Origin of the sequence: Mycobacterium simiae (assembly GCF_008370645.1) — a bacterium.
Classification (GTDB): domain Bacteria; phylum Actinomycetota; class Actinomycetes; order Mycobacteriales; family Mycobacteriaceae; genus Mycobacterium; species Mycobacterium simiae_A.
The window spans coordinates 1-18,643 of sequence record NZ_VTZN01000110.1 but is presented as its reverse complement, the minus strand read 5'-3'; the positions used below and the strand labels follow the sequence as shown (position 1 = coordinate 18,643).

14 protein-coding genes and 2 pseudogenes are annotated in these 18,643 nt (G+C 65.1%); all 16 read right to left on the bottom strand.

Annotated features, from left to right (window positions below; translation table 11 throughout):
• Window positions 1-1,019: pseudogene (locus F0Q45_RS16955) on the bottom strand (secretion protein EspK); the annotation flags it as partial.
• A 370-nt stretch (window positions 1,020-1,389) separates the two neighbouring features.
• On the bottom strand, window positions 1,390-1,737 hold the full coding sequence (locus tag F0Q45_RS16950; protein ID WP_149655045.1) for a YbaB/EbfC family nucleoid-associated protein: 348 nt from the start codon (window positions 1,735-1,737) through the stop codon (window positions 1,390-1,392).
• Window positions 1,734-3,116 (bottom strand): PPE domain-containing protein, encoded by a 1,383-nt coding sequence (locus tag F0Q45_RS16945; RefSeq protein WP_149655044.1) that lies wholly within the window; start codon window positions 3,114-3,116, stop codon window positions 1,734-1,736. Before F0Q45_RS16945 ends, F0Q45_RS16950 begins: the two co-directional genes overlap by 4 nt.
• Before the next feature lie 96 nt (window positions 3,117-3,212).
• The gene (eccE, locus tag F0Q45_RS16940; protein ID WP_149655043.1) at window positions 3,213-4,610 is read right to left on the bottom strand and encodes a type VII secretion protein EccE; all 1,398 of its coding nucleotides are present in this window, start codon (window positions 4,608-4,610) and stop codon (window positions 3,213-3,215) included.
• Entirely contained in the window at window positions 4,607-5,947 is a 1,341-nt protein-coding gene (gene mycP / locus F0Q45_RS16935) for a type VII secretion-associated serine protease mycosin (protein WP_149655042.1), read from the bottom strand. The genes eccE (F0Q45_RS16940) and mycP (F0Q45_RS16935) overlap by 4 nt, the downstream gene beginning before the upstream one ends.
• Window positions 5,948-6,071: 124 nt before the next feature.
• Window positions 6,072-7,931, bottom strand: a complete 1,860-nt coding sequence (eccA, locus tag F0Q45_RS16930; RefSeq protein WP_149655046.1) for a type VII secretion AAA-ATPase EccA — start codon at window positions 7,929-7,931, stop codon at window positions 6,072-6,074.
• 63 nt (window positions 7,932-7,994) lie between these two features.
• Window positions 7,995-9,620 (bottom strand): type VII secretion protein EccE, encoded by a 1,626-nt coding sequence (gene eccE, locus F0Q45_RS16925; protein WP_149655041.1) that lies wholly within the window; start codon window positions 9,618-9,620, stop codon window positions 7,995-7,997.
• Window positions 9,617-11,278 carry a type VII secretion-associated serine protease mycosin gene (gene mycP / locus F0Q45_RS16920; protein ID WP_149655040.1) on the bottom strand — a complete coding sequence of 554 codons (1,662 nt, stop codon included), beginning with the start codon at window positions 11,276-11,278 and terminating at the stop codon, window positions 9,617-9,619. Before mycP (F0Q45_RS16920) ends, eccE (F0Q45_RS16925) begins: the two co-directional genes overlap by 4 nt.
• Window positions 11,263-12,792: a type VII secretion integral membrane protein EccD gene (gene eccD, locus F0Q45_RS16915; RefSeq protein ID WP_149655039.1), complete on the bottom strand. Its 1,530-nt coding sequence runs from the start codon at window positions 12,790-12,792 to the stop codon at window positions 11,263-11,265. Before eccD ends, mycP (F0Q45_RS16920) begins: the two co-directional genes overlap by 16 nt.
• Window positions 12,789-13,814, bottom strand: a complete 1,026-nt coding sequence (locus F0Q45_RS16910; RefSeq protein ID WP_149655038.1) for a MinD/ParA family ATP-binding protein — start codon at window positions 13,812-13,814, stop codon at window positions 12,789-12,791. The genes eccD and F0Q45_RS16910 overlap by 4 nt, the downstream gene beginning before the upstream one ends.
• 90 nt (window positions 13,815-13,904) lie before the next feature.
• The gene (locus tag F0Q45_RS16905) at window positions 13,905-14,735 is read right to left on the bottom strand and encodes an ESX secretion-associated protein EspG (protein WP_149655037.1); all 831 of its coding nucleotides are present in this window, start codon (window positions 14,733-14,735) and stop codon (window positions 13,905-13,907) included.
• A 117-nt stretch (window positions 14,736-14,852) separates the two neighbouring features.
• Window positions 14,853-15,140: a WXG100 family type VII secretion target gene (locus F0Q45_RS16900; RefSeq protein WP_149655036.1), complete on the bottom strand. Its 288-nt coding sequence runs from the start codon at window positions 15,138-15,140 to the stop codon at window positions 14,853-14,855.
• Window positions 15,141-15,187: 47 nt separating this feature from the next.
• The gene (locus F0Q45_RS16895; RefSeq protein WP_149655035.1) at window positions 15,188-15,514 is read right to left on the bottom strand and encodes a WXG100 family type VII secretion target; all 327 of its coding nucleotides are present in this window, start codon (window positions 15,512-15,514) and stop codon (window positions 15,188-15,190) included.
• A 90-nt stretch (window positions 15,515-15,604) separates the two neighbouring features.
• Window positions 15,605-16,825: a PPE family protein gene (locus tag F0Q45_RS16890; protein WP_149655034.1), complete on the bottom strand. Its 1,221-nt coding sequence runs from the start codon at window positions 16,823-16,825 to the stop codon at window positions 15,605-15,607.
• An 81-nt stretch (window positions 16,826-16,906) separates the two neighbouring features.
• Window positions 16,907-17,137, bottom strand: a pseudogene (locus F0Q45_RS16885) (PE domain-containing protein); the annotation flags it as partial.
• Window positions 17,138-17,250: 113 nt separating this feature from the next.
• Entirely contained in the window at window positions 17,251-18,168 is a 918-nt protein-coding gene (locus F0Q45_RS16880) for a DUF4436 domain-containing protein (protein ID WP_149655032.1), read from the bottom strand.
• Between the last annotated feature and the right edge of the window lie 475 nt (window positions 18,169-18,643).

Here is an 18,643-nt window from a genome sequence, read left to right as displayed (position 1 = left end):
GGCGACGGCGACGGCGACGGCGACGGCCCTACCGGAGTGGGCTGCGGACTCGGCGCCGGTGTCGGTGTGACCGGAGCCGGTGAGCCCGGCGACGGCGCAGGCGCCGGCGTCGGGGTCGGCGCAGGACCCACCGGAGTGCCGGGAGTAATCGGCTGGGCCGGCGTCGGCCTGCCCGGAGTAACCGGGTTGACCGGCGTCACTGGCCTGACCGGTGCCCCCGGCCGCACCGGCGCTACCGGCGTCGCTGGGGTAACTGGCGTCACGGGTCTCACCGGAGTGGTGGGGTTGACCGGAGTGATCGGCTTCGGGTTCACCGGCGAACTTGGCTGCGGATTGGCGGGAGTGATCGGAGCGCCCGGAGTGATCGGTTGGTAGGGATTAACCGGCGTCGGCTCGAAAGGTCTTGGGGTCGGTATCGCCGGAGACGGCGCGTTCGGGGTCGGCACGACCAATGTCGGTATCTCCGGAGTGGGTGGCGTCACCTGGTGGAGCAAATCCTCGAGTGCGTTGTGTGGTGGTTTCCAATTCTTGGAAGCCACCACCTGCTCAGCAGCTTCGGCCACCAAACTGGTGTTAGCGGCGTGCGTGGCGCGCACCAACGCCTCGATAGCCGCTTTTCGCGCATCGGCATCCAAGTCCGGGTCATTCTCCAGCAGGCGAATTTCGCGTTGCGCGCCGTCCACGTTGTCGCCGATATCTGATTTCGCTCGCGCAATCAACCCGGCGATATGGCGGTGCCAAGTGACGACTGTCACGAGGTAATCCTGCAGGGTGCTCATTTGGCCCAGATTCGCACCGAGCGCTCCGTTAGCGGCGTTGGCCGCACCGCCCGACCACACACCACCTTCGAAGACTTCTACCTGCTGGTGTCTGCAGGCGTCCATCACGTCGGTGAACGTGTGCAAAACCCGGTTGTACTCTTGCGCCCGGTCATAGAAGGTCTCCTCGTCGGCTTCCGGCCAGCCGCCTCCCTCGAGCATCTGCCCGGCATACTCCCCTGTCGGTCGTGGAATGCCCATCGCCTTACTCTCCTCCCCACAGCAGCCAGGCCGCAGCGACGAGACCTGCCGGGTAGGTACCTGCAGTGCATCCTTCTACCGGCGCGCATCCTGCATCGCCACTGCGCCGGCGGGGCTGCCAAAGCGGCTCATGCGTGGTACCGGACGTCATGCTTACCAAGCCTAACCGAGGTTAATACCAGCTAGATGCGGCAATTTGGGGGGGTCACAACAGTAGTCGGCGACGGGCGACGTCGGCGGATTTGGCGGCTGCACACGACGGTCGAACCGGCTGGCACAACGTGGCCGGACCGAACAAAACGGCGGCCTCGGGGGACCCGAGGACTCGCCGTGGGGCGCTTGTCGCCACACGAACACGGGCGACGGAGGCTTAGGTCAGCCCTTTGTTCATCGTGTTGGACATGGCGGACAGCGCCGCAATAAGTTGCTCACCCGCCGCATCGTTGTATTTCGACGCCGCGGACTGAGCGTTCATCAGCGCCTCGTTGACTCGGGCGCCGACAACCTCCGCACCCACTTCCTTCAGCAAACCCTCCTGGATGCGCACGCCGGTAAGCCATTGGTGTCCGTTGATCGTCACCTCGACGGTCTCGGTCTCGTCGGCTCCCCGGAAGGAACCGGTGTTCATCTGGTTAAGCGTCCCGTCCAGGGCCGACTGGAACCTTGCTGCGAGCGCCAACGCCTGTGCGACGTGCGGGTCCATTTCCATACTGCTCACTTCGACTCCTTGCTGTCTTGTCGACGGCGGTTACCGATCACGGCCTCGGTCCACGCCCGGTCCTCGGTATAGAGCGCCTCGTCATCTTGCTGTGCGCCCTTGGATTTGGAACTTCCGCCGCCCTGGCCGTGGGCGCCCATCGGCATGCCCATGCCACCGCCGCCCATCCCGCTGCTTGCTCCGGCCTTGCCCTGAGCCAGACCGCCGACATCGCCGGCGGCGGCGGGCCGCACAGAATCGACGCCGGCGAGCCCCGCCGGCTCACTCATTGGCGCTGCGCCGCCGCCCCCGCCACCCAGCGACATCGGTTTGATACCGGGATCCTTTGATAGGTTGGCCGCCGCCTGGTGGGCGGCAGACGTCAATTCGGCGCTGGTGCCCGCCGGCATGCCGCCGCCCGACCCGCCAGCTGGCGCCATCATGGGGGCCGCCGGCATCCCGCCCAGCGGGGTCCCGGAACCATCGCTGGGCGGCATCAGGAAGCTAGGGATCAGACCCTGTTGCTGCGGGGGCGGCGGTGGGCCGATCTTGATGGCTTGGGGCGGGTTCGGCGGGTTCACCGGGTCAAGGGCCGCCTTATTGGTGTAGTCGGTCAGTACCTGCTCGGACTTTTGCTGATACTCCGCGTACAGCTTGATGGCCTGGTCCTTGTAGGCCGGGTCTTTGGATAGTTCTTCGAGTTTCGTGATGTCGGCCAGCGTGGGATGCGATTGCCGAGCCCAGCGGTGCAACTGCACCACATATTGAGCCTGCTTGGCCAGTGCTGCGCTCAATTTCGCCATGTGGACAATCCACTGCTGTTGCTGATCCAGCGAGGCCTCGCATGCGGTAGCCGCATCACCCTCCCAAGCGTCAAACGGCCGAAACCGTCTGACATCCCCCTGCAACGCAAGGTTGTAGTTATTCCATACCTCCGCAAAGCCAGCCAGAGATACGCCTTGGTCGCCGGCTTCAAGCTTGGTTGCCGCAGTCTTGAGATCGGTGAAATCAGGCTCACCCGCGCCGGCTACAGACTGCGTGTCCTGGTGCCCCGCCGAGCTGCTGTCCGCACCGCCGGGGGATTCGGCCGCAACTGACCCCTCTCCGTCGCTATTGAGGGCGGCGGCGGCATCCTCATCGACGTCGCCATAAGCCTTGGCTGCGTTGCGCAGGGACGTCGCCAGGTTTTGCCGCTCTTTGACGCCCAACGCCAACGCGGTCCGCATGTTGTCGGCGGATATCGCGAGCTGTCTTGCGGCGTTCTTGGCTGCCGTGAGGTCACACGGTGAAACAGGCACGGTGCTGGGTGGATCCGTACTAGCGGGCATCGGGGTCTCCACCTCGTTCGCCCGTTGCAGAATCTCTTGCTGATCCACCGTCACGGACTGCGGCTGGCTCATCTCGGATCATCCTCCTTAGTGCTACAGACATTATCGTCGCTGAAGCGACAGGTTCCCGCACCAAAAATTTCGGTTCTTCGGATGCGGCCGTCGGCCCTAGCGGGGCAAAGCCATCTGGAAACGGCTCTCCTCAGGAGGGGAAACCCGCCGGATCGGCAACTCACGGTGCCGCGGGGTGCCAATAACGTTGTGCCGCAATATCACTCGGTCGATGCCGGGATGCGGGCCAAGGTAGGTGGTCGCGTTGGGCCAGGCCACCTTGGCCACCGGACCGATATGCGCGCCGATCAGCGTGGCGAATTGCTCGAAGTGCGGCCCAATAGTCACGGTTCCGCCAGCGGCAGCCGAACGCACCGCGAATTGGGTGAAGGTCTGAGCGTCACCGAGGTTGATGCTCACGTCCACGTCGTCGAAAGGCATGTATACCGGGTGACGGTTTACCGTCTCTCCGACCAGCACACCAGCGGATCCGATCGGCAGCTGGCAGTGCTGGTTGCGAACGAGGCCCTGGCCTTCCAACGCGGGCCGCTGGCCGCCGTAGAGGCGGGAGAATCCGCGGGGTGTCTTCGGTTTGCCTGCCGTTGTCAACAGCACCGTGGCCTGCGGCGGCAGCCCCGCAGCGATTCGGACCCTGGTGACGGTGTGGTCGGCGCGCGCCGACCACCAGACGTCCGGGCCGCCCGGCGCGGTGTAAGCGGCGGTGTAGGCGTCCCGGCCCAGGATCACCGCCCATTTTTCCCGCACATAACCGATGTCGATGGCGTGGTCGTAATCGTCGAAGCTGCGCCCGCACACCGCGTCGACACCGTTGCTGGCCAGGTTGTCGGCGATGCGCGTCGCCGAGGCCACCAGATACCGGGCCAGCCCAGCAAGGCCCTCGTCGCGCCGTTGCGCCGACTTGCGGGTGCGGTCCGGGTCGGCCCGCAACATGATCCAGGTCCGGCGGTTCGCGGGGGCCGGATCGGCCCCGATCACCCGCTGGTAGAGGTTGATCACCTCCGGTGCGGCGGTCTTGCCGACGCGGTAGCCGGCCGATACCACATCGGCTTCCAGGTCCGGGCAATGCACCGAGAGCAGCTCCTCCAACAACCGGGTATCCAACACGTCGTCGGTATGGGCTTGCCCGCCAACGATGACCGTGGGCGTGAATGGCCGCGGCTTGAGTTCGATGACCGCGATGAGGCGCTGGCGGCGCCACCGCACCGCGACATGGTCTCCCGGCTTCACGGTGGCACCGACGACCGGTTCGGAGGGCACGTCCGGCGGCTTGCGGCGCCGACGCAGCCAGGCGAACACCGTGGCCACCCAACCGGTTAACCGACGACCGAAGAAGGTGACCGTGGCCACAATGGCGCCTGCGACGACTATCACGATGCCCGCCCACCAGTAGCGCGTGTGCAGGAACAAGATGATGCAGGCGGGGGCCAGCACCGCGACGAGCAAAGTGTGGCCGGTGCTGAACCGGAACCGGATCGGACTGAACGGGTTCCTCATCGGCGCCTCAGCGCCCGCGCGCTGAGCGCGCCCAGCACCAGCGCCAGCGTCAGCGTCAGTACCGACAACGCCACAATGGTGATCGGCTGACGGTCGGGCGCCGGTTCCACCGCTGGGGGCGCAATCCGTCTGACATCAAACGGAACCGCTGTCGGTCCTGGCGGGATGTCCCACGTTAATGCCGCGAGGGCGTTGATGACACCCGCACCGACGAGGTTGTCGACCCCACCTCCGGGGTGTCGCGAGGTGGCCGTGATCCGGTTTATCACCTGAACGGGTGTCAGCTCCGGGAACCGCTGCCGCACCAGCGCCGCCAGGCCTGAGACATATGCCGCGGCAAACGAGGTGCCCGCGATCGGGACTGGCCCCTCCCGGCCCGGCAGAGCATTGACCGGCTCACCTCTGTCACCGAGCGCGACGATATTCTCCGCCGGGGCCGCGACACCCACCCACGGTCCGTGCATCGAGAACGAACTGGGCGCACCGGTTTCGCCGACACCCCCGACGGTCAGCACCAACGGTGCGTACCAGGCCGGGGTGACGACGGTCTGCACTTTGCTCCAGCCGCGCGGGTCGCCCGGAGTCGATGCATCCGGCAGCGGATTCTGCGAGCAATCACCACCGGTGTTGCCGGCCGCGACGACGACGACCACGTTCTTGACGTTAACCGCGTAGTTGATGGCCGCCCCCAGGCTCACCTCGTCGATCGGCCTGGTCACCTTGTAGCACGCCGCTTCGCTGATGTTGATCACGCCCGCGCCCAGATTGGCGGCATGCACGACCGCGCGGGCCAGACTGCGGATGGACCCGGCTGCCGGCGTGGCGTTGGGATCGTTGGGATTGGGTTGCGAGCCAACCGGTTCGAAGGCCTCCGAGGTCTGGCGCAGCGACAGTAACCGGGCATCGGGCGCGACGCCGACGAACCCGTCGGTGGGCGCGGGCCGGCCCGCGATGATGGATGCGGTGAGCGTCCCGTGCGCATCGCAATCGGACAACCCGTCGCCAGCCTGGTCGACGAAATCGCCACCCGGCTCCGCCGGGACCCGGGGCGAGGCGTCGACACCGGTGTCGATTACGGCCACCGTCACCCCGGCCCCGGTCGCGAACTTGTGCGCTTCGGCGACACCGAGATACGTGTTGCTCCACGGCGGGTCTTGGAAGCTGGCAGCAGGCAACGTGGTAGGACTCGAGCACAGCACCCGCTGTTCGGTGGGCTGGTCGGGACCGGTCACGTCCGGTGGGACGGCACCGGGGTCGATTGAGGGCGGATTGATGGCCAATGCCGGCGGCGCGGTCAGCAACGCTGACGCCACCGCCACCAGCAAGATCCGGTGCACCCCCGAATCACTCCATTCTTTAGCTACGTTGCTGCCCTGGCATTCGCACGTCAGGCCTGCGTGCATTTTAGACGCAACGCGTGCGTAACCGCCGCTTTTCCGGTCGGGGCTGGGTCACGGTTTGCTACCAGACGATGGCGGCCATGTCGCGGTTGTCCGAACACACGCTGCGCACCGCGATCTGGATGTCGGGGGCGGTGATGATCTGCAGATCCTCGACCGAGACTGGTTGGCCGGCCCGTTTTTGGGCGACCACGCGGGTGTCGCGCAAGCCTTCGGCGCGTTCGATGACGTTACGGGCAAATCGACCGTTTTGCATGGCGTCGATACCGTGCTGCCCGCTCGGGGTGGTGTAGTCGCGGATCGTGGTGGCCGCGTCCAGAAAGCTCTGGCGGGCGGCGTCGTCGAACAGGCTGGCCCGGGGAGTGGCATAGCGCTGCCCAATCTCGACAATCTCGGCCGGCGAATAGGACTCAAAGCGCAGCTTGCGGTTGAATCGGCCGGCCAAACCCGGGTTGACGGACAAGAATTCGTCCACTTGATCCTCGTAGCCGGCACCGATGAAACAGAAGTCGAAGCGGTGTGCTTCCAAGGCGACCAATAGTTGGTTGACAGCCTCCATGCCGATCATGTCCGGCGTGCCGTCTTGGTGGCGCTCCACCAGGGAATAGAACTCGTCCATGAAAATTATTCGGCCCATGGACTTTTCGATTAGCTCGTTGGTCTTGGGACCAGATTCGCCGATGTAGTGTCCGCAGAAGTCGGAGCGTCGTACCTCCCGAATTTCGGGGTGACGCACGATGCCCATGCCGGCATAGATCTTGCCGAGTGCTTCAGCGGTGGTGGTCTTACCCGTGCCCGGCGGCCCCACCAGCAGCATGTGGTTAGTCTGCCCCTCCACCGGCAGGCCGTGTTCAAGCCGCATCATGCGCACTTCGAGCTGATCTTCCAGCGCGGCCACCGCCTGTTTGACCGCGGCCAGCCCGACTTGTCTGGCCAGCAATTCGCGGCCCTCGGCCAACAGCTCGGCGCGCCGCTCGGCCGCGTTGTCATCGTCTAGTTGGTCGCGGCTTTTCGCCGTCGCGACATCCCACCTGTCGGTGCGGCTGGCAATGGTTTGCTCGTCGGTGACGACCAGGCGCAGATTCGGGTCTGCCAGTGCCTCCTTGGCCGCCTCGGTCAGCACGCCGTTGATGGCGGCCTTGGACAGCCAGACTTGAGCTTTGTCTTCCTCATGCAGCTGGCGGTAAACCATCCCCCGTAGGTACGCCAAATCGGCCACCAGCAAAGGAATGTCAGCCGGTCCGATGGAAGCGGTCAACACGTGGGCATCGAACCGGCCCGACGATTTGCTATGCCCGATCACGTCAACGCGATCCAGCCAATCCAACGCCACCCGACCCTGCCCCAGATGCGCCGCGGCGTGGGCAGCCAACGCGCAGATCGACGCCGTTACCGCCGACATGACGATCGCCCGCGGCGGCAGCTCTTCAGCGGCGGCCAACAACACATCGGGCCAACGCTGGGTGGCGTACATCAAGAATGCCCGGGCCAGCTGATGCCACTGGTAGTTGCCCCAGGAATCCAACAGGTCGCGGTTGGCTAGCAGCGCATCCGCCGCGCTGTACTCCCCGGCGATCGTCAGCGCCGATGACAGCGCCAACCCCACCTGGGATGCGTCGGTCACCGTCATGCCGATATACGGGCCCAATTGGATGTCAGCCGACAACCTCCGGCCGGTCCGGGTGGTCTCGCGGTGCAGCCATTCACTATTGGCGTACAGCTGTTTGAGCGACGCCAAGTTGTTGTCGCCGCAGGCAATCCGCCCCAACCACGCATCAGCCATCGATGAGTCGGCATCGGTGGCAGTAACGAACTCGGGCAACGCAGCCTCGTGTCCGTGGCGCGCCATGGTCGCCATCGCCCGGTCGAAATGCCGCCGCGCAGTTAACAGATCACCCATTTCCTGCACCATCCTCGACACAAATGCTGCGAGCATGGCTGCGGGCAGCCAGCCCCATCACACTGTGCCTCAAGGTTGACCGTGTCATTGCGTGGTGATCGACATCGTGACCGGCTCCAGGCTAACGTAACGATTCTCCGCCCGGAACATCTCCAGCTCGACCAGCCAGTTGCCCTCTGCGGCATTGACTTTCACCATCGCGCGGTCAACTTGCTCGATGGTCACCTCGAAGCCGTGCCGATGCGCAGCGGGCAGCGCCGTACCAGCTGGTGCGATGGTGATCACGCTAGCCGGCCGCGGCGTAGGCGCAATCGCAACATCTCCGATATCTGCGCCGCCGCCATCGACGGCGCTGTCGCCGCCCCGCTTCGGCCGACCCACGTACTCCACGACACTGACCGTGGTGCGCGGCGCGGGCCGCGACGTGCTAACGATGCTCAGCTCGGGCATCCGTACACTAGCCCAACGCTTTTGGTCGCGAGTGTGTACACAAACGCGCTCGCCGGCGCCGACCGTGCGGATCACGATGCGCTTGGCGATGGCGTCGTCAGCGGCCAGGAAAACCCGCGACAACTCACCGGCATCGGTAACCGGGATCATCAGCCGGTCGCCGTTGGCCAACTTGCCCACCAACACCCCCGATGGCCCGATCTCGGTGAGCAGTTGTGCCGGCAACGCGCTAGGGCGCAGTCCACGTAGGTGCGGACGGGGACCGCACATGTTGGCAGCCGCAGCTGCGGCCTGCTCTCCGTTGAGGCGGCGCAGGATCACGCTGGGCGGAGTTGGCGCTGGAGTGGGGGTCAGCACCGTGATGGTTGCCGTGCAGGTCGCGTCGGGATACACCGTCACATTTTGAACGACTTCGTCAGCCCGCAGCGCCCATGCCTGGGTGAGAACCCGCGACGAGATCGCCTCGCCTGGATAGGCATAGGTGGTCATCCACCCCAATTCCCCGCGGATGGCTTTCCATCGCTGCGCGTTCCCGGCCACCGCCTCCCAACCCAGCCGGCGATCCAGCTCAACCAAATCCATGGCGGTGGCCACCTTGGCGCGCAGTCCTTGGCAACGCAGCGAGCTTGCGATACGCTGGCCAACCGAAATCGCCGCCGCCCCAACGCTGTTACGCCACCGTAAGGCTTGTGTGTTGTCGACAGTGGGCAGCCGCATGATCAGCCACGTTTCCCGTCGTCCCGCATACGGCGGAGTACCGATCTCTGAGTCGTACACCCGTGGGTAGTCGCCGACAGTGCCGGTTCGGGAGCCGAATGTGACGATGCTGATGGAATCAAGCTGGAGGCCCAGTGGGTGCTGCAGCAACGGCAGCACCGCCACGATATCAATAACGTTGTCGGTTTCTACGGTGACCGAGCCGGTCACCGTGGTGGCGCGATGTGCTCGACCTAGCAGTTGCACCGCTACTATCGCGGTACCGTCTTGTAGGCGAACGCCACCCCCGGACCGATTGTTGGCCAAGGTCATTGGGGCGTTCCAGCTGAGCGGGCGCCGGCCGCGGAGCCCCAGCACCGCCCATGACCACGCCGGTTGACCCCACCACCGGACGAATACCAACGCGACGCCCACCACGACGGCCATCCCGGCGCCGATGTAGCCGCCCACTGCCCACCCCGCCAACGCGAGCACGAAAATCACCCACACCCCGACGACTCGTCTGTCACTGACCGAGCCGAACCCGGTCAGGCTGGACCTCATCGCGCCCTCCGCAACCGAGCGACGATCGCCGCCAGCAGCACACCGGCTGCGACGGCGCCCAAGAACCCGATGGCGATATTGCGCGCCCGGTGATCCGGCGGCGGGGGCGGCAACGCAGGCGTGATGACCCGGCTTTGCGCACCTGGCGCCATGCGCTCTCCAGCGGGAATGTTGAATGTCAACGCGGCGACCGGATCGACTAACCCGTACCCCACCCTGTTGTCGACCCCACTGGGTGGGTTGTGTGCCGACTGCACGATCCGGTTGATCACCTGATGGGCGCTGAGGTCGGGGAATTTGGCCCGCACCAGCGCCGCGACACCGCTCACATAGGCCGCGGAGAAACTGGTGCCCCAAAACGGCATATTCTTCTCGCCCGGCCGTGACGGTGGGTATGCGTTCACCGGTCCGCCGCCTTGCGGCGAGAGACCCATGATGTGGGTGCCCGGGGCAGCCACCCCGACCCAAGGCCCCGACATGCTCTTGTCCAGGGGCGCACCGCTGGCATCCACCGCACCGACCGACAAGACGTAGTCGGAGAACCACGACGGTGAGGAGACCACCTTGACTTGATGCCAGTCGCGGGGATCTGACGGGTCAAGTGGGTCATACATCGGGTTGTTGTCGCAGCCGGCTTCCCCATCGTTTCCGGCTGCGGCCACGACCACCGCATCCCTCATGGTGGCTGCGTACCACAATGCGGCTCCCAAAGCCCGCTGATCGCCGGGGGCCGCCGCCGGCAGGCACGCGGTCACCGAAATGTTGATCACTTTCGCCCCCATGTTCGCCGCATGCACTACCGCACGCGCCACCGTGTTGAGCGTCCCGGCTTTGATCCGCTCGTCGGAGTTGCGATCCCCGGGCGGCGGGTTGACCGGCTCGAAGGCGCGCGAGGACTGGCGAATCGAGATGATGGTCGCGTGCGGCGCGACCCCCACTACTCCGTCTGGCGCCCCCGGCGGGGGCGGTGGCACTGCGGGCTCATCCTCGGTTTGCGGATCCGGCGGCCCATTGGACGGCGCCAGGGCACCGGCTTCCTCGGGTGGTGGCGGTGGTGGTGGAACGGTTTGGGTGATCGTCACCGGTGTCGGCGGCGGTGGCGGGAGCATGGGAGGGGGAACCTCCACCGGTGGCGGCGGCGCGCCGGTGACCGGCGGCGGCCCGGCCGGCGGGGGGAACGCCGGGGTGGCCGGCATGGGCCGCGGCAACGGCAGCATGCCTTGCGGCGCGGCACCGATGATCGAGCTCACCACGGTCCCGTGCGCGTCGCAGTCGGACAGCCCGTCCTCGCCCATGATGTAGTCACCGCCAGGCACTACCGGTAACCGCGGGTTGGGGCTGACGCCGGTGTCGATGACGGCCACGGTCACTCCGTTGCCGGTGCTGTACTGCCAGGCCTTACTGATGTTGAGCAGGCTAAAGCCTGGCGCCAACTGGGCCACGTCGGGATTTTTCACGGTGATCGGTGTGGAGCAGCTGTTGGAGCGCCGCATCGGTTGGTCGGGTCGCGGCGGGCCGTCGGGCGGCACCAGCCCCGGATCCACCGATGGTGGCGGGATCGCTTGTGCCGCAGGGATATTAGCCGCTAGGACAACTAGCGGGATTACGGCGCCCGCCGCTGCGGCGCGCATGCATCGCTGTGCTAGTGGCGCAGCCATGCGAAGAGCCCCCCCAGAGCCGCGGCCGCCGGCAAGAAGACCATCATGGCCAGCACTTCGAGCCATTCCACTGTCAGCCGGATGAGCGGCCTGAATCGCACCGCCGGCACCAGAAGCGCTGTGGCCAAGCCCAATGCGGCGAAAACCACCACTGCCACTACGGGCCAGAAAAACCCGGCCGGGACTTCTTGTGGCGCGGCAACGGCATACTTGACCGCCCCTGCGCACACCGCAGCCGACGCCCCGAGCACCAGTGCCACCGCTTGGTACTTCCCGGCGAACCCGCGGCCCTGGGTAATGAAGATTCCGGCTGCTAGACCGGCCACCAGCAGCGCCAACCACGCCCATGGGCGCCCGGGTGTCAACACCCCCCACACCGCCACGGGCAAAACCGCCGAAACCCCGGCACACACACCTACCTGTACCGCATTGACCAGTCGCGCAGACGCGGCGATCGCGGCGCCGCGCGCGGAGATGTCGGTAAGTTCGTTGTCTTCGTCTTCAGTGTCGCCTTCGCTGACCGGGGACACGGTGTCGACCGGCATCCCCTCGCGGCGCGCGAACAAATCCCGCCCGGTAATCGACCCGAAGTGCGGCGGACGCACCCGAGCCACCCACAGCGCGATGGTGGGAGTCATCCGAAGCAGGACCAGCAGGCCGACTAGCACCCAGATCGCCAGCACCTGTACTGAGGCAGCCACAAACATCCGGATCACCGCCACCATGGCTAGGATCCCGCACACCGTCACCACCGCCGAAACTATCGCTGTCTGCCAACGCTTTTGGGTCACTACGCCGATCGCGACGGCGCCCAGCAGCACTACGACCAACCCGATCAGCGCATGCGGCGCACCGAGTGCGCCCGGTGGCACACAAGCACCGGCGACGGCCAGCGATAACACTGCCAACCACCCGAACCCACTAAACAGGTCGCGCCGCTCCCGCCAACCCCACCACACCACCGCTGCCCCGCTCACCAACAGCACCCCGATCCCCCCGACCAGCGCGGCCGGCGCCAGGCTGTCGATGACTGCGCGAGTCCGCAACGCCAACGCCACCACAACCGCAACCGCCATGGCGATGATCGCGATAGCCGTGTGGGCGGCAGTCAACGGAGTAACCGGCGCGAACATCCGATCCCCACCGTCGCGACCGAGCCACCGACCCATCGCGGCCAATCCCGTCGACAGCGACTCGTACTGCGGCTCGAATGACTCCCCCGCGACCCGGGGTACTAAGACCAGGGTGTCCCCGTCTTGCACTCCAAGCTCGTCGAGGCTCTTGTTGATATCGAGCCGCACACCGTTGATCTTGTGCAGCTCATAGCTGCCCGCTGGCAACGCAACCCCGTCGAAACCTTTGCGCTTCAAGTCGACATCGAACAGCTCAACCATTCCCTCGAAGAATCCCTCCACCGGAATTCCGGCGGGAAACACCTGCGAGCTCAGATGCTTGTCGTAGCAAATATTGACCGCACAGCGCGCGGGGAAAGCAACCTTATGCGGCGATGTCACCGCGCCGCTCGCTCGGCATCTGGAACGTATTTATCGGCCAGTCCGGCAGTGATTTCAAAGAGCCGCAACCGCGATTTCTTCTTCAGCTCGTGGACTGTATCGATGATCCCGCCTTTTGCCAGGTGCGGATCGAACGGCATTACCTCTACGATTGCGCCAACCTTGGTGAAACGCTCGGTCAAATAGGCCAGCGCATCCTGGTCAGAAATATTGTCGGTGTGGTTAATGATCACCGTGCTCCGAGAAACCAGCTCGTGATAACCCTGCGACCTCAGATAATCGATGGCCCTTAACACTGGCCGCGATTGGTCCGCGGTGATCCCCGAGACGAACACCAGTGTGTCGGTGCTTTTCAGCACCGGCCGCATTACTTCGTGTTCAAAGTCAGGCGAGGCGTCGACGATGATGACGGTGTGGGTTCGGCGCAGCCGAGACAATACCCCGGAAAACATTGCCGGGACTAGCGGTCTCGGCTGGTCTGATGTGCGGTTTCCGGCCAGCACGTCGAGTCCCACCGCGTTCTGCCCAAGGTGTTCGCGGATATCCGCGTAGCCCTGCACGTCGGTGTCGTTGATAATGGCGGCGTAATCCCCTGGCGGCGACTCGTCGATGCGGTCCGCCAGAGTGCCGAAGCCTGCAACCGCGTCGATCGCAATCACGTTCTCTGGCCGGCATTCCCGGAAGACGCCACCAATGCAGGCGGCCATCGTCGTTACCCCCACGCCGCCTTTCCCCGAAACGACGGTGATGACATATTGCCGACGGATATGCCGGCGGATACGTCCCTGCAAATCGCGGTAGTGCCGCTCCCGCGGCGATTCTCCCGGGTTTATTTTGCGCATTGACGCGACATAGATGAATTTTCGCCAACCCGACCCTGGAGGAATCTTTCGCGGTGCTGCCAAGTCAGTAATACGCATCGTGTCAGATACCGAATCCCGTAGGTGGCGCCGAACTGACGGATCCCCCCGTCCGAGCGCCCCTTCGTCAGACAAATTCGGGTCATTCCAAGGGCTCGTCACGACGGCGATGCTAACACGATTCGTGATTCTGCGTTTACCTCGCGCAGTGGCCCTCACCTGTGTTAACTCGCTAATTTACGCAAGTGTTATTCACACCACACGTCGGTAGGAGTACCACTCGTCACCGGCAGGCAGGCGGCGGATGAGCCGCTGCACCGCACCACCGATGTCACCGCGCGAACCCGGTGAAAGCACCTGATAGCGTCGCTGCCCCGACATCACACTTTCTACACAGATGCGCCCGGCGGGAGTATCGACGATGGCTACCGCGGTGTCCCCGATGAGTAGACGCGCCGTCGTTTCGGGTCCCGTCCCAGCCTGCAGCGCCACGATCCCCGCGTGTGCAGAGCGCGCCGGATCGGCGGCCACGGTGAGCATCTGCAGCTGGTCGACATCCAGACGCTGGCTAAGCAGAAACGATCGCAGACTGCCTGCGTCGCGTACCGATTCCAGCAGTGCACCGGCATCGACGGTGACCGGCCGCAACGGCGCCGCTTCGGCGACACCGCACAACCGCTCGACTTGACCGACGACGAGCTCACTGGCCGCGGTCTCGTTGCTGGCCACGCCGGCGGGGTACAGCCGCACCAGATTGCCGTGGCGTTCCAGAACCACCCACCAAGTGGCGAATCGGCATATAGCGGCCCGCGTCGGTTCGCCGCCCGGCACGCTGATGTGCAGCAGTAGCCCTAGGTCGCGTCGCAACAGCACGGTGAGCCACTCCCGGATCATCGGGTCCGCGTTGCCGGCCTCATCGAGCGCCCCGGCCGCCCTCAGGTCGGCGGCTACCGAGTGCTGCAGCGCCCGTTCGGCGGTGTCCAACCGCGGCAATAAGGGCCGCAGCCCCAGTTCGGGACAGGTCTGTTCCACCCCGGTTACTGTTTGTAACACCCACAGGCCATCGACTGTTGTCGTCAGCATGGCGCTTTCACCTCAGCCAGATGCGGAAGGTGGGGCGTACGCGCAGCCATGCGCTTTGCCCCACCTTCATTCGGAATCCGAGCCAGCGGGCACCGCCGGTGCCCAGGGAGTACTGGGTTAGAACAACCCCGCGATCGCCTGGTCGGTTCCGATTGCGTTGTCCAGCACGTGGCCGGTCGTACTTCCGTGCTGACCCACCGTCTCAATCAGGCCTTGCAGCCCCGAGAGCATTTGCGCTTGGGCGTCGAAAAAGCCTTGCGCACCGTGGCCCGCGAAAAACTCTTGCAGTGCATTGGTCTTGTTTGCGGTGTCTTGGTGAATCTCGTGTAGCTGCCCGGCACGCGAACCCACATCCGTAGCAAAGTCGGATACGGCTCCCGGGTTATACGTGATTTGATCTGACATGATGAACTGCCTTTCCGAAGCGAGATATGAGAAGGGTTACGGGTAAGTCAGGAGCCGTGGCCGCCGCCGAATAGGGCTTGAAACGCGGCTTGCGAGTCGGCTTCGTGCGACTCCATGAGGGCGGCGGCCTGAACCAGGCCCTCGGCCAGCCGGGTACCTCCAGTCAGGACCTTGTTCAGATCGTTAGCGACCTCGGTAGCGGTCGCGTGGGACGCAACCACGCCCGCGCCAGACCAGGTTGCAGGGTTCATCACGTTTTCTTGATTGGCCAGGTAGCCGTTGGCAATGCCGATGGCGTGCTCCATATTTGCCTGAATGTCATGGGCGGTGCTGCGCAGCATTTGCGGTGTTACCTGGATCGTGTTGTCTGCCACGTGGACTTTCTCCTTAGTACGGTGAGCCGTTCCGCCCTCGACTATCGGGGCATGAGGCGAAGTGTATGGCGGCTATGGGGACCTGTCGATTCACCCTTGGCGCCAGTTCACATCGCCGCGGTCGTCAACGACCCGCACCGTCGCGGGCTGCTCAGACTTGCCGTGCGATCCGCGGTGGCCTCCCCCCGCATGGCCCACCGGCATGCCGCCCATCGGTGCGCCGGTGGTCGTTGCTGTCGGCGCCCTCAGCGGCTCTGCTCCTAACGCCCCGCTGGGCCGCAGTCCCACTGGCCGGCCGCTCGTCCCCGATTCGAAGGCGCTGACGGGACGGGTGAAGCTGGTCGCGGACACGCCCGCGCCGCCCAGGGCACCCCCGCCGCCGGCACCGACCGACGCCTCAGTCGCCGCAGCCGCAGCGGCCGCCGAGGCTGCCGAGGCTCCCGGCGCACCAGCGCCCATGCCCAGGCCGGCACCCGGGCTGGCGAACATGCCCATCATCGACTGCAAAGGCTGCATCGCGCTCATCGGCGCCTGCATCAGGCCGGCCGGAGCTTGCAACGCTTGGGGAACCGCTTGCATCAGCGACTGGACCGGTTGCATGAACGTACCGATTTGACTGCCAACGTTTTCCCCGGCTGATGTTGACTGACCGGCGCCGGTGGTTCCCGCCTGCACTCCTTGGTAGGCGGAACGCATCCCGTCCCCAGCCGCGGCTTCGGCAGCTGCCTGCTCGACCGCCGCAGCCGCTTGGGCCGGGGCTGCCGGGGAGGCACCCATGGTTGCCACCGGCGGCGGAATTGCCAGGCTTTCCGCCAGCCCAGCCAGGATCCCTCCATAGGTCGCGCCCACCGCCGCGTTGTTGGGCCACATCACCCCGAAGTACTCGACATCAAGCGAGATGATCCGCGGGGTCAGTGCACCCCATACCAGCGGATTGATGGTGTTGTCGACGGTCCACTCGTCGCGGTTCTCCATGCACTCAGGAGCAGGTCGCATCGCGCCATTGGCCATCTCGAACGCCGCGATCGCAGCCGACACCACCGCCGGCTTGACGTCGACCCAGCCGGCTAGCCCGTGCAGCGCGGCATTGAGCATGGTCACATTGAGGGCCGAGGCGGCGGACCCAAGGCCCAGCCAACTCGCTGCCGTCGCGGCTGTGTTGATCGCCGACGCGATACCGGAGGAATGATGAGCGGCACCCAATGATGCCCAAGCCGTCTGGTTGGCCAGCATGGTGCTCACTCCGGTCCCGGCTTTGAGCAGCAGATCGTTGGCCTCGGGTGTCCGTGCTGCCCATCCTGGATCGGGCATGCGGGACTACCCGCCTAGCGCTTGTGCCGCTGCACGCGCCACCTCGGTGGTCACGGACACCCCGGACGCGAGGCCTTGGGCCCCGGCGAACAGTCCGCGCTGGGTGGCGTGCTCGGACACCACACCCAGGTAGCTGGCGCCGCAGGCATTCAGTGCCGCGGAGAACATCGCGGAGTCGGGATCATCACCCATCGGTGTCGTCCCGAGCAGGGCCGGCGCCGCTGCCGAGGCCGCGGCCTCGGTTTCTGCGCTGATCGCCGACTCGGCGGCTGCCGACGCCAGTACTGCCTCAGGTTGCACAGAGAAAACCATCTTGCCCTCCGATTACGGTCCCGCAGCGAGACGTGTTGGACGATCAGTCTAGTGCGAGTAGGCCAATCGCGTATTCACAAGTTCACCAACAGCACGGGTCGGCGGGACGCAAGCTAATCCCCTTCTCGGTACCACGCGACGATATACACCACCATCGCCGTGGCCAGCGCGACGAGCACCCAGATCACCACGGCTTGATCGACCCATGCACCGGCCGGAGGGGAACCCGGCAGGATGTTGCGCAACGGAACGACCGCGAACAGCATCGCGGCGTACCAGGTCCCAAACGGTGGCAAGAACTTTCGTCTACCGGTGACCATCTGGATGGCCACGAACAGCGCCAACGTCGGCAGCGTGATGAGTACCAGAAGAATGCCCAAGTCGAAGACCAGCGGACCCTTGGCCCGCTTGAACGTGATGATGACGTTGTCGGGACGATCGGAGGTCTGGCTGGCATCCCCGACGCGCTGCGCACTGATGTCCCAACCCTCCAGGGAGCCGGTCACTTCCACCCGGGCAGGCTTGTACTGGCGGGTGTCGCCGGCTCCGACCAACACATCAGCCTGAATGATGTCGGTGGTGTAGGTGTCGAACGGCCAATCACCGGGGTCACCGTGCGCCTCAATGGTGGTGGCCACCTGCGCCGGCGACTTTCCTACCGGGTACTGCAAGTCGCCGAGGTCATTGGTCGGGTAGAAGCGCACCGACGTGTCGGTGGTCAACACATCTAGACGCTTGTCGATCATCGAATCGTCGGGCATCACCAGCACTTTCACGTCGAGGCGATTTGCCACGGTGTGCAGTTGCTCGAAGCGCACCAACACCACGGTGTCATCGGTGGTTCCGACGTCAGGCTTGGGCAGTGGACCCGGTGAGCTGGCCAGCCAGTGGTAGCCAAGCAGCGAAAAAGCATAGATGACCGCGACTCCGACAATGATGGTGGCATCGAGCACCAGGTGCTTTCGTCGTGACATGTGCTTGTGGGGCGCCGACCCTGCCGCTGTCGTTGACGGCACGTGGTTATCGGCCATCTACGGCTACCGCTGACGTATCCCAACCCCCGAGCACGGATTCAGATGGTAGCAACCGGCGGGTAGGCCGGTGCGGGTCGCTAGTTGAGACGCTGGCCGGCGCAAAATTGGCTGGCTCTTGGCGGTGTTCGCCGTCGCCACCCACCCCGAAAGTCAAGGCGACCTGGGGCATCTACCAGGCGTGATCACCGCCTACCCAGCCCCGACCGCCGGACTAGCCGCGAACTGATCAGCACACTCATTGAGTCGATCAGCCACGCGGTCCCCGCCCCAACCGACCGAAATCATCCAATCCCACCCCATCGCCCGATCACTGCCAAAAACCGGCGGATTCAGACCCCGACTACGCCCTCAATCATGCAGAGGTTGACAGGGATGTCCCTTCAGTCAAACAAGGCTTCGGCACTCGCTCGCGGCGCCTACACTTGCGCAGATGCGGTAAATCGGACTGGCGGCTTTTACCTGCCCGATGATG